At 70.3% G+C, this 21,997-nt stretch carries 16 protein-coding genes; 12 read left to right on the top strand and 4 right to left on the bottom strand.

Going from position 1 to position 21,997, the window contains the following annotated elements; translation table 11 throughout:
- Window positions 1-5: 5 nt before the first annotated feature.
- Genes OG885_RS13455 through OG885_RS13440 form a run of 4 tightly spaced genes read left to right on the top strand, consistent with a single transcriptional unit; the run spans window position 6 to window position 7,142 of the window.
- Complete coding sequence (locus OG885_RS13455; RefSeq protein ID WP_405730661.1) at window positions 6-2,213, top strand: WD40/YVTN/BNR-like repeat-containing protein; 2,208 nt, start codon at window positions 6-8, stop codon at window positions 2,211-2,213.
- On the top strand, window positions 2,213-4,180 hold the full coding sequence (locus OG885_RS13450) for a beta-galactosidase (RefSeq protein WP_405730659.1): 1,968 nt from the start codon (window positions 2,213-2,215) through the stop codon (window positions 4,178-4,180). The genes OG885_RS13455 and OG885_RS13450 overlap by 1 nt, the downstream gene beginning before the upstream one ends.
- Entirely contained in the window at window positions 4,177-6,351 is a 2,175-nt protein-coding gene (locus OG885_RS13445) for a glycosyl hydrolase family 95 catalytic domain-containing protein (protein WP_405730657.1), read from the top strand. The genes OG885_RS13450 and OG885_RS13445 overlap by 4 nt, the downstream gene beginning before the upstream one ends.
- Window positions 6,352-6,407: 56 nt before the next feature.
- Window positions 6,408-7,142: a glycoside hydrolase family 12 protein gene (locus OG885_RS13440; protein WP_405730655.1), complete on the top strand. Its 735-nt coding sequence runs from the start codon at window positions 6,408-6,410 to the stop codon at window positions 7,140-7,142.
- Window positions 7,143-7,217: 75 nt separating this feature from the next.
- Here OG885_RS13440 and OG885_RS13435 read toward each other — a convergent pair whose 3' ends face one another.
- The gene (locus OG885_RS13435) at window positions 7,218-9,266 is read right to left on the bottom strand and encodes a TIM-barrel domain-containing protein (protein WP_405730653.1); all 2,049 of its coding nucleotides are present in this window, start codon (window positions 9,264-9,266) and stop codon (window positions 7,218-7,220) included.
- Window positions 9,267-9,366: 100 nt separating this feature from the next.
- Window positions 9,367-10,374, bottom strand: coding sequence for a LacI family DNA-binding transcriptional regulator (locus tag OG885_RS13430; protein ID WP_399966008.1), 1,008 nt, complete (start codon window positions 10,372-10,374; stop codon window positions 9,367-9,369).
- Between the two features lie 246 nt (window positions 10,375-10,620).
- Here OG885_RS13430 and OG885_RS13425 point away from each other — a divergent pair, with 246 nt between their 5' ends.
- The 8 genes from OG885_RS13425 (at window position 10,621) to OG885_RS13390 (ending at window position 21,028) form a co-directional block, all read left to right on the top strand.
- Window positions 10,621-11,430 carry a GH12 family glycosyl hydrolase domain-containing protein gene (locus OG885_RS13425; RefSeq protein ID WP_405730651.1) on the top strand — a complete coding sequence of 270 codons (810 nt, stop codon included), beginning with the start codon at window positions 10,621-10,623 and terminating at the stop codon, window positions 11,428-11,430.
- A 112-nt stretch (window positions 11,431-11,542) separates the two neighbouring features.
- Entirely contained in the window at window positions 11,543-13,474 is a 1,932-nt protein-coding gene (locus OG885_RS13420; protein WP_405730649.1) for an acyl-CoA dehydrogenase family protein, read from the top strand.
- 87 nt (window positions 13,475-13,561) lie between these two features.
- Complete coding sequence (gene dxr / locus OG885_RS13415; RefSeq protein ID WP_405730647.1) at window positions 13,562-14,857, top strand: 1-deoxy-D-xylulose-5-phosphate reductoisomerase; 1,296 nt, start codon at window positions 13,562-13,564, stop codon at window positions 14,855-14,857.
- A gap of 8 nt (window positions 14,858-14,865) precedes the next feature.
- On the top strand, window positions 14,866-16,158 hold the full coding sequence (locus OG885_RS13410; protein ID WP_405742721.1) for a M50 family metallopeptidase: 1,293 nt from the start codon (window positions 14,866-14,868) through the stop codon (window positions 16,156-16,158).
- A 170-nt stretch (window positions 16,159-16,328) separates the two neighbouring features.
- Entirely contained in the window at window positions 16,329-17,486 is a 1,158-nt protein-coding gene (gene ispG, locus OG885_RS13405; RefSeq protein ID WP_059197958.1) for a flavodoxin-dependent (E)-4-hydroxy-3-methylbut-2-enyl-diphosphate synthase, read from the top strand.
- Window positions 17,487-17,723: 237 nt separating this feature from the next.
- Entirely contained in the window at window positions 17,724-18,572 is an 849-nt protein-coding gene (locus OG885_RS13400; protein WP_405730644.1) for a GNAT family N-acetyltransferase, read from the top strand.
- 108 nt (window positions 18,573-18,680) lie between these two features.
- Window positions 18,681-19,250, top strand: coding sequence for a GNAT family N-acetyltransferase (locus OG885_RS13395; RefSeq protein ID WP_405730642.1), 570 nt, complete (start codon window positions 18,681-18,683; stop codon window positions 19,248-19,250).
- Window positions 19,251-19,324: 74 nt separating this feature from the next.
- Window positions 19,325-21,028 carry a proline--tRNA ligase gene (locus OG885_RS13390; RefSeq protein WP_399966014.1) on the top strand — a complete coding sequence of 568 codons (1,704 nt, stop codon included), beginning with the start codon at window positions 19,325-19,327 and terminating at the stop codon, window positions 21,026-21,028.
- A 78-nt stretch (window positions 21,029-21,106) separates the two neighbouring features.
- On the opposite strand, the gene OG885_RS13385 is transcribed toward OG885_RS13390, so the two are convergent.
- Window positions 21,107-21,352 (bottom strand): hypothetical protein, encoded by a 246-nt coding sequence (locus OG885_RS13385; RefSeq protein WP_405730640.1) that lies wholly within the window; start codon window positions 21,350-21,352, stop codon window positions 21,107-21,109.
- Window positions 21,353-21,541: 189 nt separating this feature from the next.
- Window positions 21,542-21,964, bottom strand: a complete 423-nt coding sequence (locus tag OG885_RS13380; protein WP_405730638.1) for a helix-turn-helix domain-containing protein — start codon at window positions 21,962-21,964, stop codon at window positions 21,542-21,544.
- Window positions 21,965-21,997 lie beyond the last annotated feature (33 nt).

Here is a 21,997-nt window from a genome sequence, read left to right as displayed (position 1 = left end):
GTGTCATGCGCGCATCACGGCCCAGTCGTCGTGTTGTTCTTGCCGGGGCCGCTGCTGCCGCTGCGCTCACCGCCGTTCCCCTGAGCCAAGGGCGTGCCCTGGCCGCCTCCGCCGCCCCCACCTACCGCTGGCGCAACGTCGTCCAAGGCGGCACCGGATTCGTCACCGGCGTGCTCTTCCACCCCTCCGTCCGCGGCCTCGCCTACGCCCGTACCGACATCGGTGGCGCCTACCGGTGGGACGACTCCGCCGCGCGGTGGACGGCGCTCACCGATCACCTCGGGTGGGACGACTGGAACCTTCTCGGGGTCGAGGCGATGGCGGTCGACCCCGTTCATCCGAACCGGGTCTATCTCGCCCTCGGCACGTATGCGCAGTCCTGGGCCTCCAACGGGGCCGTCCTGCGGTCCGACGACCGGGGGGCCACCTGGGCCCGTACCGACCTCGACGTCAAGCTCGGGGCCAACGAGGACGGGCGCGGGTGCGGGGAGCGGCTGCTCGTCGACCCGCGGGACAGCGACACGCTCTGGCTCGGGACCAGACACGACGGGCTCCTCAAGTCCACGGACAGAGGCGCTACGTGGGCCAGGGCCGACGGGTTCCCGGGCACCCCCAGCGCCTCCGGCCAGGGCGTCACCCTCCTCGTCGCCGCGGGGCGCGTCCTCTACGCCGGCTGGGGTGACTCCGACGGGAGCGCCGCCAATCTGTTCCGCACCGCTGATGGGATCAAGTGGGAGGCCGTGCCGGGACAGCCCTCCGGTACCGCCGCCAAGGTGCCGATCCGGGGCGCGTACGACCGGAACACCCGTGAGCTGTATCTGACGTACGCCGACGCCCCCGGGCCCAACGGACAGTCCGACGGCAGTGTGCACGCGCTGTGCACCGCCAACGGCAAGTGGCGTGAGGTCACCCCGGTGAAGCCGGGCGGGACGACCGCCGACGGTGGCACCGACTCCTTCGGGTACGGCGGGGTCGCCGTGGACGCCCGGCGGCCGGGCACCCTCGTCGTGTCCACCAACAACCGGTGGGCCCTGGTCGACACCGTCTTCCGGTCCACCGACGGCGGTCGCTCCTGGACCTCCCTCAAGGACTCCGCCGTCTTCGACGTGTCCGAGACGCCCTATCTCAAGTGGGGTGCGGACGCGCCCAAGTTCGGCTGGTGGATCCAGGCGCTCGCGCTCGACCCGTACGACTCGAAGCACCTCGTGTACGGCACCGGCGCCACCCTCTACGGCACCCGGGACCTGAAGCACTGGGCTCCGCAGATCCGCGGGATCGAAGAGGCGTCCGCGCGGCTGCTGATCTCGCCCCCGACCGGGAAGGCGCCGCTGATCAGCGGGTCCGGGGACATCGGCGTGATGTACCACGAGAAGCTCACGGCGTCCCCCTCGCGCGGCATGGCGTCGAACCCCGTGTTCGGGACGGCGACAGGACTCGCGCAGGCCGCGGCGAAGCCGGCGTACGTCGTGCGCACCGGGTGGGGCGACCACGGCAACGGGGCGTACTCGAACGACGGAGGGCGGACCTGGGCGCCCTTCGCGGCCCAGCCCGCCCTCGCCAAGGACGCACCGGGGCCGATCGCCGTCAGCGCCGACGGCGGAGTGCTGCTGTGGGTCTTCGTGCACTGGGACGGCACCAAGTACCCGGCCCACCGCTCCACGGACAACGGGGCCACCTGGACCGAGGTCGCTTCCTTCCCGAAGGGCGCGACGCCCCTCGCCGACCCGGCCGACCCGACGCTGTTCTACGCGTACGACACCGACACGGGAACGTTGTTCGCCAGCACGGACGGCGGCGTCACCTTCATCGCGCGGGCGTCCGGACTGCCCTCCGGAGACAGTCAGTTCGAGCTCGTCGCGGCACCCGGGCGCTCCGGTGACCTGTGGCTGAGCGTGAAGTGGAACGGGCTTTACCGGTCCACCGACGGGGGCGCGAGTTTCGAGAAGGTCGCGAGCTGCTGGGCCTCGTACACCCTCGGCTTCGGCAAGGCGGCCGACGGGGCCGCGTACCCGGCGGTCTACATGGTCGGCTCCACCGAGTCGATCACCGCCGTGTACCGCTCCGACGACGAGGCGAAGAGCTGGGTGCGGATCAACGACGACCAGCACCAGTGGGGCTGGACCGGTGAGGTGATCACCGGTGACCCGCGGGCCTACGGGCGGGTCTACCTCGCCACCAACGGGCGTGGCATCCAGTACGGGGAGCCCGTCTGATGCCAGGGCTTGGTGACGCCACCCGCGGCCGGATCCTCTTCGGCGGCGACTACAACCCCGAGCAGTGGCCCGAGGAGACCTGGCAGGAGGACGTCCGGCTGATGAAGGACGCCGGCGTCAACTCCGTCACGCTCGGCGTCTTCTCCTGGGCGAAGCTCGAACCCCGGCCGGGGGAGCGGGACTTCGGCTGGCTCGACCGGCTCATGGACCTGATGCACGAGCACGGCATCGGGGTCGTCCTCGCCACCCCGACCTCCTCGCCGCCGCCCTGGCTGGGCCATCTGCACCCCGAGACCCTGCCCGTCGACCAGGACGGCCGCACCGAGTGGTGGGGCGGCCGGCAGCACTTCTCGCACTCCAGCGCCGTCTACCGGCACCATGCCGCCGCCATCACCGAGGCCCTCGCCGCCCGCTACGGCGGCCACCCGGCCCTCACGATGTGGCACATCAACAACGAGTACTGCACCTTCGACTGGGGCGACGAGGCCGCCGCCCGGTTCCGCGACTGGCTGCGACAGCGGTACGGCACCCTCGACGCCCTCAACTCCGCCTGGGGCACCGCCTTCTGGAGCCAGGGCTACGGCGACTGGGCCGAGGTGCACACACCGCGCCACGCCCACTATCTGAAGAACCCGGCCCAGGTCCTCGACTTCAAGCGGTTCACCTCCGACATGCTCCTGGAGTGCTACCTCGCCGAACGGGACATCGTGCGGCGGCACACCCCGCACCTCCCGGTCACCACCAACTTCATGCCGCTGTGGACGGGACAGGACGCCTGGCGGTGGGCCGAGGAGGAGGACATCGTCTCCGTCGACCTGTATCCCGATCCACGGGATCCGCTCGGCGCCCAACAAGGGGCGCTGGTCCAGGACATGACCCGTTCGCAGGCCCGCGGCCCCTGGATGCTGATGGAGCAGGCGGCCGGCCCCGTCAACTGGCGGGGCGTCAACCACCCCAAGCCGCGCGGCCTCAACCGGCTCTGGTCCCTCCAGGCCGTCGCCCGTGGCGCCGACGCCGTCTGCTACTTCCAGTGGAGACAGTCCCGGCAGGGCGCGGAGAAGTTCCACTCCGGGATGGTCAGCCACGCGGGGGAGCGGGGGCGGACGTACCAGGAGGTCAAGCGGCTCGGCGCGGACCTCGCCAGGATCGGCGGCGAGGTCGCCGGCCGTCACACGCCGCACGAGATCGCCGTGCTGCACGACTGGCACTCCTGGTGGGCCGGTGCCCATGAGGGTCGGCTCTCCAGCGAGGTCGACTATCCGCAGGTCCTCGGCGCCTGGCACCGGGCCCTCTGGGAGGCCAACCTGGCCACGGACTTCGCCCACCCCGAACACGACCTGAGCGCGTACAGGCTCGTCGTCGTCCCGCAGCTGTACGCCCTTACCGACACGGCGATCGAGAACCTCCTCGCCTACGTCCACCAGGGCGGCACGCTCGTCTCCGGCTTCCTCACCGGCATCGCCGACGAGGACGACCGGGTACGGCCCGGCGGGATGGACGCCCGTCTGCGCGAGCTGTTCGGCATCCGTACCCTGCACGAGTGGTGGCCGCTGGACGCGGGCGAGGTCGTCGAGTGCGACGGGTTCCGGGGGACCCTGTGGTCCGAGGAGATCGAGGCCGACGGGGAGGCGGTCGTGGCCGCCGCCTTCAAGGGGGGTGAACTCGACGGTGTGCCCGCCGTGCTCTGCAAGGGGCGGGCCCGCTATCTCGCCACGCTTCCCGAACCGGACCAACTGCGCAAGCTGCTCGCCGGGTTCGCGGCCGAGGCGGGCGTCCGGCCGGTGCTGGAAAGGCTGCCTGCGGGCGTCGAGGCCGTACGGCGGGGTGAGGTGCTCTTCGTGCTCAACCACGGCCGCGACTCCGTGGACCTGCGCGTTCCGGGCGCCTTCCATGATCTGCTGACCGGCATGAACGTCACGGACGAACTCACCCTCGACCGCTACGGAGTGGCGGTGCTGAAGCCATGAGCCTGGTGCACGGCACCTGGGAACCCCGCCCCGCCACTCGCTGGGAGGACGGCTTCCTCAGCGGCAACGGCCATCACGGCACCCTTGTGTTCGGCGAACCGAACGACGAGCGGGTCGTCGTCACCCATCACACCCTGGTGCGCCCCAACGGTGCCGAACAGGCCCGCCCGCCGCGGCTGGCCGCCGAACTCCCCGCACTTCAGGACCGGTTGCTCGCCGGAGAGCTCGACGCGGCCGAGAGCTTCACGGACCACCGGGACCTCCAGTGGGTGCAGCCCTTCCACCCGGCCTTCCAGATCCGGCTGCGCGGCACGACCGGCGACGCCCCCGGCTACCACCGGTCCGTCGACTTCACCACCGGCGTCACCCGCACCTGGTTCCAGGGCTGGGACAGCGAGGTCTTCGTCTCCCGCGCCGACGACGTCATCGTCCACCGGGTCACCGCGACCGACCTGGAGATCTCCCTGGACCACCGGCTGCCGGGCGCCCCCAAGGACCTAGGCGTCGGCCAGGGCGCCGTGCTCACCTCCGAGGGCGCCCTGCTCACCCTGCGCGCCCGCTACCCCGGCAGCGACCGCGCCTACACCGGCGTCACCCTTGTCCAACTCACCGGCGGTTCCGTCACCCTCACCCCGCCCGGCCTGCGGATCAGCGGCGCCGAGTCGGTGCTGCTGCTGACCCGTGTCGTCCGGCACACCGGCGAACTGGACGTCATGGCCGAGGCGCGCGCCCTGCGCGAACTCCCCCTCGACCACCCGGCCCTCCTCGACCGGCACACCGCCCTGCACCGCACCGCCTACGCCCGCGTCACCCTCGACTTGGACGCCGACCCCGCCGAACGCGCCCTGCCCGGCTCGGAGTTGCTGGAACGCCCCGACAGCCCCGCCCTCATGGAGCGCCTCTTCGCCGCCGGCCGCTACCACCTGCTCTCCGCGAGCGGCCTCTTCCCGCCCCGTCTCACCGGCCTGTGGACCGGCGACTGGGACACCGCCTGGGCCGGGGCGTTCACCAACGACGCCAACGTCAACCTCCAGACCGCGTCCGCCGCGGCAGCCGCCCTCCCCGAGGTGACCGAGGCGCTCGCGTCCCTCGTCCACGGGCAGCGGGACGACTGGCGGGAGAACGCCCACGCGATCTTCGGCGCCCGCGGGATCGTCGCCCCGCCGCACAGCGACGGCGAGTCCGGGCTGACGTACCACTTCAGCCGTGAGTACCCGCTGCACCTGTGGACGGCCGGCGCCGACTGGTTGCTCAAGCCGCTCGTCGACCACGACGAGACCATCGGCACCCGCGACCCCCGCACCGCCGCCGCGCTCGCCGAGGTCGCCCAGTTCTACGAGGACTTCCTCACCCGCACCGACACCGACGGCCGGCTCGTCGTCGTCCCCTCCTACTCGCCCGAGAACCGCCCCGCGGGCGCCAGTTGGGGCGCCATCAACGCGGCGATGGACCTCTCGGCGGCCCGGCACGCCCTGCTCACGGCCGCCGCGTACCACCCGCGGGACGCGGCCCGACTGCGCGCCCTCGCCGACCGCCTGCCGCCGCACCGGATCAACGACGACGGGGCGATCGCCGAGTGGGCCTGGCCGGGCCTGGAGGACACCTACGACCACCGGCATCTCAGCCATCTGTACGGGGTCTGGCCGCTCGACGAGATCAATCCCTACGACACCCCCGGCCTCGCCGACGCCGCCCACCGCGCCCTCCAACTGCGCGGCGCCGAGAACGACTCGGCCCATGGACACCTCCACCACGCCCTGATCGCCGCCCGGCTGCGCGACGGCGAACGGGTCGCGCACGCCCTCGGCCAGGTGCTCAAGGGCGACTTCTTCCACCACTCGCTGATGAGCGCGCACTACCCGAACCGCGACGTCTACAACGCCGACGCCGCCCACACCCTCCCGGCCGTGCTCGTCGAGATGCTCGTGCAGTCGACGCCCGACCGGCTGGTCCTGCTGCCCGCCCTGCCCGACCGGTACCCCCAGGGGCAACTCCTCGGCGTCCGTACCCGGTTCGGCGCCGCACTCGACCTCGTCTGGACCCCACGGCAAGCGACCGCGGTGCTGCGCCCCACGCGCAGCCACCGCGTCGAACTGAGGACTTCCTCCGGCACCCGGCCGCTCGACCTCGTCGCCGGAGAAGACCACGTCCTGCGTCTGGAGGCGTGGTAGCCACCCCGCGATTCACCCCCGCGATTCCCCCCACCCATGGAAGGGACACCATGGCAATGAGCACGAAGGCAAAGAGCACGAACAGCAAGCTGCGCAAGATCACCATGGCCGTACTGGCCCCCGCGATGGCCCTCGGCGCCACCGTCGGCCTCGCCTCCGCACCCGCCTCGGCGGCCGTGTGGAACTCCTGCGACCAGTGGGGCAACACCAGCCTGAACGGCTACACGCTCTACAACAACATCTGGGGCTCCGGCGCCGGCAGCCAGTGCATCTGGGCCAACTCCGGCACCAACTGGGGAGTCTGGGCCAACCACCCCAACACCGGCGGCATCAAGTCGTACCCGAACGCGAAGAAGGTGGTCAACAAGACCATCTCCTCGCTCGGTTCGCTGTCCAGCAGCTACAACGTCACCGTCCCGTCGTCCGGCGCGTACAACACGTCGTACGACATCTGGGACACCGACTACGACTACGAGATCATGCTCTGGGTCAACTACAACGGTGCCGTCGGCCCGCTCGGCACCTCGCAGGGCAACGTCACCCTCGGCGGCCACACCTGGACCGTCTACAAGGGCACCAACGGCGCCAACGAGGTGTTCTCGTTCCTGCGCACCTCGGACTCCAGCTCCGGCACCGTGAACATCAAGTCGATCCTCACCTGGATCTCGGGCACCAAGGGCTGGATGTCCAGCAGCGAGACCATCGGGGACGTCCAGTTCGGCTACGAGATCACGTCCTCGTCCGGCGGACTGGACTTCGTCACCAACAACCTGACGGTCAGCAGCAGTTGATCAGCTGACCCCCGCACGCGTGCGGCCGGTCCCCCTAGGGGAGGGACCGGCCGCACGTCATGTCACCGCTTCCCGTTACTCCGCCACCGGCAGCCGCGCCCCGTCCCGCAGGAACAGCGGGATACGGTCCGGCGGCGCGTCGACCGTCACGGTCCTGCCGCCCTCGTACGACTCGCCGGTCCACGCGTCCGTCCAGGTCGCGCCCGCCGGGAGATAGGTCGTCCGGGCCGTCGCGCCCGCCGTCAGCACCGGGGCCACCAGCAGGTCGGCGCCGAAGAGATACGCGTCGTCCACCGACCAGGCCGCCTGGTCGTCCGGGAACTCCAGGAACAGCGGCCGCATGGGCGGCAGACCCTCCTCGTGGGCCTCGCGCATGACGTCCAGGACATAGGGCCGCAGCCGCTCGCGCAGCCGCAGGTACTTCTCCAGCACGGCCCCGGCCACCTCGCCGTACGACCACACCTCGTTGGGCCCACCCGTCATGTCCGGGCCCAGCGGCATGCCCGGGTCGCGGAAGCCGTGCAGCCGCATCAGCGGGGACAGCGCGCCGAACTGGAACCAGCGGACCATGACCTCCTGGTACGCCGGGTCGGTCGGGTCGCCGCCGTGGAAGCCGCCGATGTCGGTGTTCCACCAGGGGATGCCGGACAGCGCGGTGTTGAGGCCGGCCGCTATCTGGCGGCGCAGCGTCGGGAAGTCGGTGCCGATGTCACCGGACCACAGAGCCGCTCCGTAGCGCTGACTGCCCGCCCACGCCGAGCGGTTGAGGGTGATGACCTCCTCGCCCTCGGCGCGCAGGCCCTCGTGGAAGGTGCGGGCGTTGTCCGCCGGATAGATGTTGCCGACCTCCAGGCCGGGCCCCGACCAGTAGCGCAGGTTCTCCGGGAAACCCGGCTTCAGCTCGGGCTCACAGGCGTCCAGCCAGAAGGCCGTGATGCCGTACGGGTCGAGATAGTTCTCCTTGATCCTCGACCACACGAACTGGCGCGCCTCCGGGTTGGTGGCGTCGTAGAAGGCCACCTGGACCGTGGACGCCACCTCCTTGTCCGGCCAGTCGGCGTGTGCCATCGGGCCGTACTGGGTGCCGATGAAGTAGCCGCGCTGCTCCATCACCGGGTGGTTCTCGCTCAGCGGCGACACCGACGGCCAGACGGAGACGACGAGTTTGACGCCCAGCTCCGTCAGCTCCCGCACCATCGCGGCCGGGTCGGGCCACTCCGCGGGGTCGAACTTCCACTCGCCGAGGTGCGTCCAGTGGAAGAAGTCGCACACGATCGCCGAGAGGGGCAGTCCGCGCCGCTTGTACTCCCGCGCCACCTCCAGGAGTTCGTCCTGGGTGCGGTAGCGCAGTTTGCACTGCCAGAAGCCCGTCGCCCACTCCGGCATCATCGGCGTCCGGCCGGTGACCGCGGAGTAGTGGCGCTGCCCGTCGGCGGGGGAGCCGGCCGTGATCCAGTAGTCGATCTGGCGGGCCGAGTCGGCCACCCAGCGGGTGCCGTTGTGGGCCAGCTCCACCCGGCCGATCGCCGGGTTGTTCCACAGCACGGTGTAGCCGCGGCTGGACGTCAGCACCGGGATGCCGACCTCGGCGTTGCGCTGGACCAGGTCGAGGACCAGGCCCTTCTGGTCGAACCGCCCGTGCTGGTGCTGGCCGAGGCCGTACAGCTTCTCGTCGTCGTAGGCGGCGAACCGCTGCTCAAGGCGGTGGTGACCGTTGCCGACGGCCGTGTACAGGCGCGAGCCGGGCCACCAGAAGTGGGCGCGGGCCTCCGCGAGCAGCTCGCTCGCGTCGTCCGTCCGCAGGAACCGGATCAGACCCTCGCCGCTGACCTCGACGGTGAGCGAGCCGACGGTCAACTGCCCTTGCCCGTCCTCGATCTTGACGGTGGACGAGGTGGCGGGCGCTTCGTCGAGCAGCGCACCCGGCAGCCCCTCCAGGATCGGCCCGCCGAGCCGCGCCCGGACCCGGACCGCGTCCGGACCCCAGGGCTCGATGCGTACGGTCTCCTGCCGGCCGCTCCACTCCAGCGCGCCGTCCCGCTCACGGAACGTACCGACGGTCGGGGACGACTGCGCGAGGCTCACCGCGCCGGTCGGGGGCTGGTTCTCGGCATGCTGAGTCACTTGAGGCGCTCCTGGGCTCCGATACTCCTGGCGGAGTGGCAGACATGGGGGTGCCCCGAAAGGGGCGACGCGTGAAGGCGTTACGCCGGGTGGTGGGCGGTTACGCCGGTACCGGGCCGGTGCTCGCCCGGACCGTCAACTCGGGGGAGATCAGCACGACTTCGTCGCTGCCACGGCCGTCCAGCTTGGCCACCAGACGCTCCACCGCATGGCGGCCCATCTCCTGGGCGGGGATGGCGACCGAGGTCAGCCGCACCGAGGCCTGGGTCGCCACCTGGTCGGGGCAGACCGCGACCACCGAGACGTCCTCGGGGACGGCACGCCCCTGCTGACGCAGCAGGGCGAGCAGCGGTTCGACCGCCGACTCGTTCTGCACGACGAACCCCGTGGTGGCGGGGCGCTCGTCGAGGATGCGGGCGAGCGTGACGGCCATCGCGTCGTACCCGCCCTCGCACGGCCGGTGCAGCAGTCGTACGCCCAACTCCTGGGCCCGGGTGCGCAGTCCGTCCAGGGTGCGCTCGGCGAAACCCGTGTGCCGTTCATAGACGGCGGGGGCCTCGCCGATGACAGCGATGTCGCGGTGGCCGAGCATCGCGAGGTGCTCGACACAGAGCGCCCCGGTCGCCCGGAAGTCGAGGTCGACGCAGGTCAGCCCGGAGGTGTCGGCGGGGAGGCCGATGAGTACGGAGGGCTGGTCGGTGCCGCGCAGCAACGGCAGCCGCTCGTCGTCGAGTTCGACGTCCATCAGGATCATGGCGTCGGCGAGCCCGCTGCCGGTGACGCGGCGCACCGCGTCCGGACCCTCCTCGCCGGTCAGCAGCAGGACGTCGTACCCGTGCGTCCGGGCGGTGGTTGCGACGGCGATGGCGATCTCCATCATCACCGGTACGTACATGTCCGTGCGCAGCGGCACCATCAGCGCGATGATGTTGGACCTGCTGCTGGCCAGGGCGCGGGCGCCCGCGTTCGGGTGGTAGCCGAGTTCGCGGATGCTCTGCTCGACCCGCTGCCGGGTGGTCGTGGAGATGGACCGCTTGCCACTGAGGACATAGCTCACCGTGCTCGCCGACACTCCGGCGTGCTGGGCGACCTCGGCGAGGGTGACCATCCAGCTCTCCAAGCTTTGTGAAGCGCTTCGACAGTGCGCAGTGCGAATAAGGGCGGGTGAGGGTGGTTCGACAGTAGCTTCACCCGGGGTGGGTGTCCATAGGCTGTCGAAGCGCTTCGATAAGGAGTTGGGGACGGGGCGCCACAAGGCCCTCCGGCTCCCATCATGACGGACCGGAGCGACGGCAACCTTTCGAACGGCGGCGGCCACTGAAGGGGCGTAACAGGACCCCCCGGAAGGACCCCCATGCAGCACCGCCGCCCCCGCTTCTCCAAGAAGGCGAAGACCCTGCTCTCCGGCACGGTCGCGCTCGCCGCCGCCGTCGGCGTCACCGTCGCGCAGGCCGACGAGTCGAGCAAGAAGTGCACGGCGTTCGACACGATCACGCTCGGCAAGTACTACGTGAACAACAACCTCTGGAACGAGGGGAAGTACACCGGCACCCAGTGCGTGTGGTCCAACTCCCAGTCGGGGTCGACCATTTCATGGGGTACCGACTACAGCCTCGCCAACAGCGCCACCGGCCGGGACTACGACGTGAAGTCGTACGCCTCCACCGTGCTCGGCTGGCACTGGGGCTGGAAGACCGACAAGGCCGCCACCCAGCTGCCCATCCGGGTCGGCGACCGCAAGCCGGTGAGGACCAGCTGGGAGTTCACGGTCAGCGCCGCCCCCGGCACCATGAACGTCGCGTACGACCTGTGGCTGCACAACAAGAACACCGCCGACTGGCAGGACCAGCCCACCGACGAGATCATGATCTGGCTCAACCGCCAGGGCGGCGCCGGACCGCTCGGCACCAAGTACGGCAGCGTCAGCCTCGGCGGCGCGATGTGGGACATCTACCAGGGCGACATCGGCTGGAAGGTGTACTCCTTCGTCCGGCAGACCAACACCACCAAGGCATCCCTGAACCTGGACGACTTCACCCAGGCCCTCGTTCGGCGCAAGCTGCTCAGCAACGACAAGTACGTCTCCGGCATCGAGTCCGGCACCGAGGTCTTCAAGGGCGCCGGGCGTCTGGACACCAAGTCCTACTCCGTCAACATCGGCTGAACGGCGCGTCCCAGGGGTGGTGGGGCCGCCCGGGATCGGGTACATACGATCGAGTAGCACCGGTCGGTAACGATAACGGTCCAAGATCCCGATTCGCGGCGAGGTGACCCTCATGTCCGCCCCATCCAGCAAGCCCACCGTCTCCGAACGCGAGGCCCGCGAGGTCGCGGAGGCAGCCCGGGAACAGGAGTGGCGCAAGCCCAGCTTCGCCAAGGAACTGTTCCTCGGCCGCTTCCGGCTCGACCTGGTCCATCCGCACCCCATGCCCTCTACGGAGGCCGCCCAGCGCGGCGAGGAGTTCCTCGCCAAACTCCGCGACTTCTGCGAGACCAAGGTGGACGGCGCCCTCATCGAGCGCGAGGCCCGCATCCCCGACGAGGTCATCAACGGCCTCAAGGAACTCGGCGCGCTCGGCATGAAGATCGACACCAAGTACGGCGGGCTCGGCCTCACCCAGGTGTACTACAACAAGGCGCTCGCGCTGGCCGGCTCCGCCTCTCCGGCGATCGGCGTGCTCCTCTCCGCCCATCAGTCGATCGGCGTACCGCAGCCGCTGAAGCTGTTCGGCACGGCCGAGCAGAAGGAGACGTTCCTGCCCCGGTGCGCCCGCACCGACATCAGCGCGTTCTTGCTGACCGAGCCGGACGTCGGCTCCGACCCGGCCCGGCTGGCCACTTCGGCGGTGCCGGACGGGGACGACTACGTCCTCGACGGAGTGAAGCTGTGGACCACCAACGGTGTGGTCGCCGACCTCCTCGTCGTCATGGCCCGGGTACCGAAGTCCGAGGACCACAGGGGCGGCATCACCGCGTTCGTCGTCGAGACCAACTCGCCCGGCATCACGGTCGAGAACCGCAACGCCTTCATGGGTCTGCGCGGCATCGAGAACGGCGTCACCCGCTTCCACCAGGTCCGCGTCCCGGCGGCCAACCGCATCGGCCCCGAGGGCGCGGGGCTGAAGATCGCGCTGACCACCCTCAACACCGGCCGGCTCTCCCTGCCCGCCTCCTGTGTGGCGGCCGGCAAGTGGTGCCTGAAGATCGCCCGCGAGTGGTCGGCGGCCCGCGAGCAGTGGGGCAAGCCCCTCGCCCACCACGAGGCCGTCGGCTCGAAGATCAGCTTCATCGCGGCCACGACCTTCGCGCTGGAGGCGGTCACCGACCTCGCCAGCCAGATGGCCGACGAGGACCGCAACGACATCCGCATCGAGGGCGCCCTGGCCAAGCTGTTCGCCTCCGAGCAGGCATGGCTCATGGCCGACGAACTCGTCCAGATCCGTGGCGGCCGGGGCTTCGAGACGGCCGCTTCCCTGGCCGCCCGCGGCGAACGAGCGGTCCCGGCGGAACAGGTCCTGCGCGACCTCCGCATCAACCGCATCTTCGAGGGCTCGACCGAGATCATGCACCTGCTGATCGCGCGCGAAGCGGTGGACGCCCACCTCTCGGTCGCCGGCGACCTGATCGACCCGGAGAAGTCCCTGACCGACAAGGCGAAGGCCGGCGCCAGCGCGGGCGTGTTTTACGCCAAGTGGCTCCCGAAACTGGTCGCGGGACAGGGGCAACTCCCGTACTCCTACGGCGAGTTCAAACACGAGGTCGACCTCTCCGCGCACCTCCGCTATGTCGAACGCACCGCCCGCAAGCTCGCCCGCTCCACCTTCTACGCCATGTCCCGCTGGCAGGGCCGCATGGAGACCAAGCAGGGCTTCCTCGGCCGGATCGTCGACATCGGCGCGGAACTGTTCGCGATGAGCGCCGTCTGTGTCCGGGCCGAACTCCTGCGCACCACCGAGGACCACGGCCGCGAGGCCTACCAACTCGCGGACACCTTCTGCCACCAGTCCCGCATCCGGATCGAGGAACTCTTCGGCCGCCTGTGGACCAACACCGACGACCTGGACCGCAAGGTCGTCAAGGGCGTCATGTCCGGCACCTACGTATGGCTGGAGGACGGGATCGTCGACGCCTCGGGCGAGGGCCCCTGGATCGCCGACGCGACACCGGGCCCGAGCGAGAAGGAGAACGTCCACCGCCCGATCAACTGACCGGCCCATGACAGCGCGCCTCCCGGGGGGACCTCCTTCGGGGGACGCGCTGTCCTCACACACCGTCCTTACGGCAACAATGGGGGGATGAGTGACAGTCCAGCCCTCCGAGGGCACGGGCCCAAAGCCCCGTCTTCGGCCCGCGCCCTCGCCGACCCCCACCTCGTCTACGACCCCGTGGCGGGCGACGGTCCCAAGGACGTGGTGATCCTCGGGTCCACCGGCTCGATCGGCACGCAGGCCATCGATCTCGTGCTGCGCAACCCGGACCGCTTCCGGGTCACCGCGCTGTCCGCCAACGGCGGCCGGGTCTCCCTGCTCGCCGAGCAGGCCCACCGGCTCGGGGTGCGGACCGTCGCGGTCGCCCGCGAGGACGTCGTACCGGCGCTGCGGGAGTCCCTCCAGGTCCGGTACGGCACCGGCGAGCCGCTCCCGGAGATCCTCGCCGGCCCCGACGCGGCCGCCCAGGTCGCCGCCTCGGAGTGCCACACCGTCCTCAACGGCATCACCGGCTCGATCGGCCTCGCCCCGACCCTCGCCGCCCTGGAGGCGGGCCGCACCCTCGCGCTCGCCAACAAGGAGTCGCTCATCGTCGGCGGCCCGCTGGTCAAGGCGCTCGCCAAGCCCGGGCAGATCATCCCGGTCGACTCCGAGCACGCGGCGCTGTTCCAGGCCCTCGCGTCGGGCACCCGGGCAGACGTACGGAAACTCGTCGTCACCGCGTCCGGCGGCCCGTTCCGCGGCCGTACCAAGGAGGAACTGGCGGACGTCAGCGTCGAGGACGCCCTCGCCCACCCCACCTGGGCCATGGGTCCGGTCATCACCATCAACTCCGCGACCCTCGTCAACAAGGGCCTGGAAGTCATCGAGGCACACCTCCTCTACGACATTCCCTTCGACCGCATTGAGGTCGTCGTGCATCCCCAGTCGTATGTCCACTCGATGGTTGAGTTCACGGACGGATCGACAATCGCCCAGGCGACGCCCCCCGACATGCGCGGGCCCATCGCCATCGGCCTCGGCTGGCCCGAGCGCGTCCCCGACGCGGCCCCCGCCTTCGACTGGAGCACGGCGTCGACGTGGGAGTTCTTCCCGCTCGACAACGACGCGTTTCCTTCGGTCAACCTTGCGAGGCACGTGGGAGAGCTCGCGGGCACGGCCCCGGCGGTGTTCAATGCCGCCAACGAGGAGTGCGTGGAGGCGTTTCGGGTCGGCGCGCTGCCCTTCAACGGGATCATGGAGACCGTGACGCGCGTGGTGGAGGAACACGGCACGCCGGCCACGGGAACCTCGCTCACGGTGTCGGACGTCCTCGAAGCGGAGACCTGGGCCCGCACCCGGGCCCGGGAACTGGCGGCACAGACGGCGGAGGCCCGTGCATGACGACCCTGATGTTCATCCTCGGCATAGCGGTCTTCGCGCTCGGACTCCTCGTCTCGATCGCGTGGCACGAGCTGGGCCACCTCTCCACGGCCAAGCTCTTCGGCATCCGCGTGCCCCAGTACATGGTCGGCTTCGGCCCGACCATCTACTCGAAGAAGAAGGGCGACACCGAGTACGGCTTCAAGGCCATCCCGTTCGGCGGCTACATCCGCATGATCGGCATGTTCCCGCCGGGCCCGGACGGCCGCCTGGAAGCCCGCTCCACCTCACCCTGGCGCGGCATGATCGAGGACGCCCGCTCGGCCGCCTTCGAGGAGCTCCAGCCCGGCGACGAGGACCGCCTCTTCTACACGCGCAAGCCGTGGAAGCGGGTCATCGTGATGTTCGCGGGCCCGTTCATGAACCTGATCCTCGCGATCGGCCTGTTCCTGACGGTCCTGATGGGCTTCGGGATCCAGCAGCAGACCACCGACGTCGCCTCGGTCTCCCCGTGCGTGATCTCCCAGAGCGAGAACCGCGACACCTGCAAGAAGACCGACAAGGCGTCCCCGGCCGCGGCCGCCGGCATGAAGAAGGGCGACAAGATCGTCTCCTTCGCCGGAGTGCGGACGGACGACTGGAACACGCTGTCCGACCTCATCCGCGACAGCGCCGGCAAGACGGTCCCGATCGTCGTCGACCGCGACGGCAAGCAGGTCTCCCTCCAGGCGACCATCGCCACGAACCTCGTCGCGAAGAAGGACTCCAGCGGGGCCTACGTCCAGGGCGAGTACGTCAAGGCCGGCTTCCTCGGCTTCAGCGCCGCCACCGGCGTCGTCAAACAGGACTTCGGCGACTCCGTGACCTGGATGACGGACCGCGTCGGCGACGCGGTCGACTCCCTCGCCGCCCTGCCCTCCAAGATCCCGGCCCTGTGGGACGCGGCCTTCGGCGACGGCCCCCGTGAACCGGACTCCCCGATGGGCGTGGTCGGCGCGGCCAGGGTCGGCGGCGAGATCGCCACCCTCGACATCCCGGCGTCCCAGCAGCTGGCGATGTTCGTCATGCTCCTCGCGGGCTTCAACCTCTCCCTGTTCCTCTTCAACATGCTCCCGCTGCTGCCGCTGGACGGCGGCCACATCGCGGGCGCCCTGTGGGAGTCCCTGCGCCGCAACCTGGCCAGGCTCTTCCGCCGCCCCGACCCGGGCCCGTTCGACGTGGCGAAGCTGATGCCGGTCGCCTACGTCGTGGCGGGAATCTTCGTCTGCTTCACGATCCTGGTCCTCATCGCGGACGTGGTTAACCCGGTGAGAATCTCCTAGCCGTACGGCGTTGGTGTCGGCCCGGCACGCTCTGTGCCGGGCCGTCATCGTTCGAGTGGGTCCGCGGGACGGATGTGCCCGAGCCCGGGCCCGTGCCGTAATCTCGAAGCCTGGAGCCCACTGTTCCGTTGGCGCCGGACCTTGATCCACGACTTGGGGTTGCACAGCAGATGACTGCGATTTCTCTCGGCATGCCGTCCGTTCCGACCAGGGTTGCCGAGCGCCGCAAGAGCCGGCAGATCCAGGTCGGCACCGTCGCGGTCGGCGGCGACGCCCCGGTCTCCGTCCAGTCGATGACCACGACCCGTACGTCCGACATCGGCGCGACCCTCCAGCAGATCGCCGAGCTGACGGCGTCCGGCTGCCAGATCGTGCGCGTGGCGTGCCCCACCCAGGACGACGCGGACGCCCTGTCGACGATCGCCAGGAAGTCCCAGATCCCCGTCATCGCGGACATCCACTTCCAGCCGAAGTACGTCTTCGCCGCCATCGAGGCCGGCTGCGCCGCGGTCCGGGTGAACCCCGGCAACATCAAGCAGTTCGACGACAAGGTCAAGGAGATCGCGCGGGCCGCCAAGGACCACGGCACCCCGATCCGCATCGGCGTCAACGCCGGTTCCCTGGACCGCCGCCTGCTCCAGAAGTACGGCAAGGCGACCCCCGAAGCCCTCGTCGAGTCCGCCCTCTGGGAGGCGTCGCTCTTCGAGGAGCACGACTTCCGGGACATCAAGATCTCGGTCAAGCACAACGACCCGGTCGTCATGATCGAGGCGTACAAGCAGCTCGCCGCCCAGTGCGACTACCCCCTCCACCTCGGCGTCACCGAGGCGGGCCCGGCGTTCCAGGGCACGATCAAGAGCGCGGTCGCCTTCGGCGCCCTTCTCTCCCAGGGCATCGGCGACACCATCCGCGTCTCCCTCTCGGCCCCGCCGGTCGAGGAGGTCAAGGTCGGCAACCAGATCCTGGAGTCCCTCAACCTCAAGCAGCGCGGCCTGGAGATCGTCTCCTGCCCGTCCTGCGGCCGCGCCCAGGTCGACGTCTACAAGCTGGCCGAGGAAGTCACCGCCGGCCTCACCGGCATGGAGGTCCCCCTCCGCGTCGCCGTGATGGGCTGCGTCGTGAACGGCCCCGGCGAGGCCCGCGAGGCCGACCTCGGCGTCGCCTCCGGCAACGGCAAGGGCCAGATCTTCGTCAAGGGCGAGGTCATCAAGACGGTCCCGGAGTCCAAGATCGTGGAAACCCTCATCGAGGAGGCCATGAAGCTGGCCGAACAGATGGAGGCGGACGGAGTGGCCTCGGGCGAGCCGTCGGTGGCGGTGGCGGGCTGAGGTTTCTGCGTCCTGAAAGGGGGGCCGAAGGCCCCCCTTTCAGGGGCGCGGGGAACTGCGCGACCAGCCCCCACCCACCCGCACCCGCGAACAAGCCACGGCCACTCGAGTTCATGGGCGACGGCACCCAAACCCCGGGGCACCTCAAAACAAGCGGCACCATCACAGGGCGACGCTGCTCAGCTTCCGCAGGTACAGTGCGGAGATCAGCCGTCCCCAGTGTGAGGCGCCCCGCCCGTGTTGACCCAGACGACCTCCCGGGTCCTCGAACCGAGCGACCTGGACGCCGCGCTCGCCGTCCTCGACCGCGAGCCGGTCGCGAACGCCTTCGTGACGTCCCGCGTACAGGTCGCCGGCCTCGACCCCTGGCGGCTCGGCGGCGAGATGTGGGGCTGGTACGAGGACGGCCTGCTGACCTCCCTCTGCTACGCCGGCGCCAACCTCGTCCCCATCTGCGCCACCCCGAGAGCCGTCCGCGCCTTCGCCGACCGGGCCCGCCGGGCGGGCCGCCGCTGCTCCTCCATCGTCGGCCCCGTCGAACCCACCGCGGAGCTGTGGCGCCTCCTCGAACCCAGCTGGGGCCCCGCTCGTGAGATCCGCGCCCATCAGCCCCTGATGGTCACCGACCGGCTCTCCACCGACATCGCCCCGGATCCCTACGTCCGCCGCATCCGCAAGGACGAGATGGAGACGATCATGCCGGCGTGCGTGGCGATGTTCACGGAGGAGGTGGGCGTCTCCCCGATGGCCGGCGACGGCGGCCTCCTCTACCAGGCCAGGGTCGCCGAACTCGTGGGCTCCGGCCGCTCGTTCGCCCGTCTCGACGCCGACGGCAAGGTCGTCTTCAAGGCGGAGATCGGCGCCGCCACCGACCGTGCCTGCCAGATCCAGGGTGTCTGGGTGGCCCCCGAGTACCGCGGCCAGGGCTACGCGGCCCCCGGCATGTCGGCGGTCCTGCGCTACGCCCTCGCGGACGTCGCCCCCGTGGTCAGCCTCTACGTCAACGACTTCAACACGGCGGCACGACGAACGTACCGACGCGTGGGCTTCCAAGAGGTCGGCGCGTTCATGAGCGTCCTGTTCTGAAGTGCCCCAGGGGCGCGGGAACTGCGCGCCGAGCCCCCACGACCCGCACCCGAACGACAACCCGAAGCACCCGGCCTCATCCAGCGAAGCGCCCTGTACGCTCCCCACATGCGATTCCCCGGTCACGGACACCGCCGCCAACCCGACGACGACATCGTGATCGGCCCCCTGGACCTCTCCGCCCGCGTCGACGAGGCCCTCGCCGTCCAGGCCATCGCCTTCGGGCTCGGCGCGGACGAGGTCGCCGTACGCCGCCAGATCGTCCTCCGCCACATGACATACCCCGGCGCGAGGGCCCTCGGCGCCACCTCGGCGGAGCGTCTCGTCGGCTTCGTCTACGGCATGCCCAACGACCGCGCCCACTGGTGGTCCACGGTCGTGGAGCCGTACCTCCGCGCCCAGGGCCACGAGACCTGGCTGGACGACTCCTTCGTGATCACGGAGCTGCACGTCCACCCGCACTACCAGAACCGCGGAGTCGGCCGCTCCCTGATCACCACGATCACCGACGGCGCCGCCGAACCCCGCTCGATCCTCTCCGCGATCGACACGGACAGCCCGGCCCGCGGCCTCTATCACTCACTCGGCTACCAGGACCTGGCCCGCCAGGTCCTCTTCCCCAGCGCCCCGAAGCCGTACGCCGTGATGGGCGCCCCCCTGCCACTGCGCCGCCGATAACCGATTTCCGCCACCACCGGACCCCCGGCTAACCTCCTTGCCATCACCGTTTTCCCGGCAGGAGTACGAGAACCATGGCCAACGCACCGGTCCAGCGCATGTCCCAGTTGATGGCGAAGACGCTGCGCGACGACCCGGCGGACGCCGAGGTCCTCAGCCACAAGCTCCTCGTCCGCGCCGGCTACGTCCGTCGCACCGCGGCCGGCATCTGGTCCTGGCTGCCCCTCGGCAAGAAGGTGCTGGCCAACGTCGAGCGCATCGTCCGTGAGGAGATGGACGCGATCGGCGCCCAGGAGGTGCTGCTCCCCGCCCTGCTGCCGCGCGAGCCGTACGAGGCGACCGGCCGCTGGGACGAGTACGGCGCCGAGCTCTTCCGTCTCCAGGACCGCAAGGGCGGCGACTATCTGCTCGGTCCGACTCACGAGGAGATCTTCACCCTGCTGGTGAAGGACCAGGCGTCCTCCTACAAGGACCTGCCGGTCATCCTCTACCAGATCCAGCACAAGTACCGTGACGAGGCCCGCCCCCGCGCCGGCATCCTGCGCGGCCGTGAGTTCCTCATGAAGGACTCCTACTCCTTCGACACCGAGGACGAGGGCCTGGCCCAGTCCTACGCCCTGCACCGCCAGGCCTACCAGCGCGTCTTCGAGCGTCTCGGCCTCGACTACCGCATCTGCGCCGCGACCGCCGGCGCCATGGGCGGCTCGAAGTCGGAGGAGTTCCTCGCCCCGGCCGGCGCCGGCGAGGACACCTTCGCCGACTGCCCCAACTGCGACTTCGCGGCCAACACCGAGGCGATCACGTACGAGCTGAAGGAGCGGGACGCCTCCGCCGTGCCGGCCGCCGAGGACATCCCCACCCCCGACACCCCCACGATCGAGACCCTCGCGGCCTCGCTGGGCGTCCAGGCCTCCGACACCCTGAAGAACCTTCTCGTGAAGGTCGACGGCGAGATCGTCGCCGTAGGCGTGCCCGGCGACCGTGAGGTCGACATGGACAAGGTCGAGGCGCACTTCGCCCCGGCGGTCGTCGAGATGGTCACCGAGGCCGACTTCGCGGGCCGCCCGGACCTGGTCCGCGGCTATGTCGGACCGCAGGGCCTGGGGGAGAAGGTCAAGTACATCGCCGACCCGCGCGTGGCCCCCGGCACCGCCTGGATCACCGGCGCCAACAAGCCCGACACGCACGCCAAGAACGTCGTCGCCGGGCGTGACTTCGAGGTCGGCGAGTACGTCGACGTCGTGGTCGTCCAGGACGGCGACCCGTGCCCCAAGTGCGGCACCGGCCTCGTCCTCGACCGCGCCATCGAGATCGGCCACATCTTCCAGCTGGGCCGCAAGTACGCCGACGCCCTCAAGCTCGACGTCCTCGGCCAGCACGGCAAGCCGGTCCGCGTGACCATGGGCTCCTACGGCATCGGTGTCTCCCGCGCCGTCGCCGCCCTCGCCGAGCAGACCGCCGACGAGCAGGGCCTGTGCTGGCCGGCCGAGGTCGCGCCGGCCGACGTCCACGTGGTCGCCGCGGGCAAGGCGCTCCAGACCGAGCTGGCCCTCGACGTCTCCGAGAAGCTGCGCGCGGCCGGCCTCCGTGTCCTCGTCGACGACCGCGCGGGCGTCTCCCCGGGCGTGAAGTTCACGGACGCCGAGCTCATCGGCGTACCGAAGATCCTCGTCGCGGGCCGCCGCTCCGCCGAGGGCGTCCTGGAGCTGAAGGACCGCAGGACCGGTGAGCGCGAGGAGCTGACGGTGGACGAGGCGATCGCCCGCCTGTCCGCCTGACCCGTCTGCCACCTGGCCCGTTCCCCGTCCGGCACTCCGTCGGACAGGGGGACGGGCCGACGTGTGCCCGCGCCCGGGTCAGCCGGCTTCCGCTCCATGGACGCAGGGGAGGAGTTCCCGGGGAAGCTCCACCCGCATCCCGCAGAAGCAGCGCAGCGGGCCGCCGCGGGAGGCGGGGGCGCCGAGATCGACCATGAGGATGTCCGCCACCTCCCGCAGCGCATCACCCGTCGGTGCACCTCGGGCGACTCGGATGCTGACCTCGTCCGAGTCCCAGACCGCGATGCTCGCCAGACCGTCGGCTACGGCAATGTGGACGCACACAACTGTCTCCCCAGGAAAGCGCTACGGCATGAGCGTTCCGCTCCGGGAGGCCAGCGGCTGACTGATGGTACCGATGGCGGGCGGATGCGTGCACTGTTTCGGCATATTCACCCGACGCATCCGAACCGTGCGTCACAACCGGCGGATGTCGGCGTGACCGGCCGGACAGCCGGTCGCGCGGCGCTGGCCTCACACGATGCGACTGACCTGAAGCATCGCCTCGGCGTCCTTCAGTAGTGCGCGCTGACGTGCCTCCGGCAATTGCCGGTAGAGCTTCAGCAGTCGGGCCTCGCGCTCGTCCCCGCTGGGGCCCGGCACGGGGCGGCCGACCGCCTCGAAGAACTCCTTCGGCGTCGTCCGGACGCCCCAGCGCCGAAACGTCTCGACCATGACACGGAGCTTCTCCGGGTCGATGCGCGAGGTTCCGCGTGTGCGGTTCATCCAGGCGTTGAGCGTCGGGTAGGAGATGCCGGTTTCCGCCGCCAGGTCCTTCTGGGTCCTGCCCGGCACCTGTGCCAGCAGACGTTCGAGCAGGGCAGCCAGGTCCTCGTCACGGCGCGGCGGATCCTGGCCGGTCTCCGGGGATGCTGGGCGGCTCGCCTCGTTCGTCACATATCCGAGGATCGGTCATCGTTATCTACAAGC

It is taken from the genome of Streptomyces sp. NBC_00028 (genome assembly GCF_045041065.1).
In the GTDB taxonomy this organism is placed as follows: domain Bacteria; phylum Actinomycetota; class Actinomycetes; order Streptomycetales; family Streptomycetaceae; genus Streptomyces.
The sequence above is the reverse complement of the archived record's forward strand: the minus strand, read 5'-3'. Positions and strand labels throughout refer to the sequence as shown.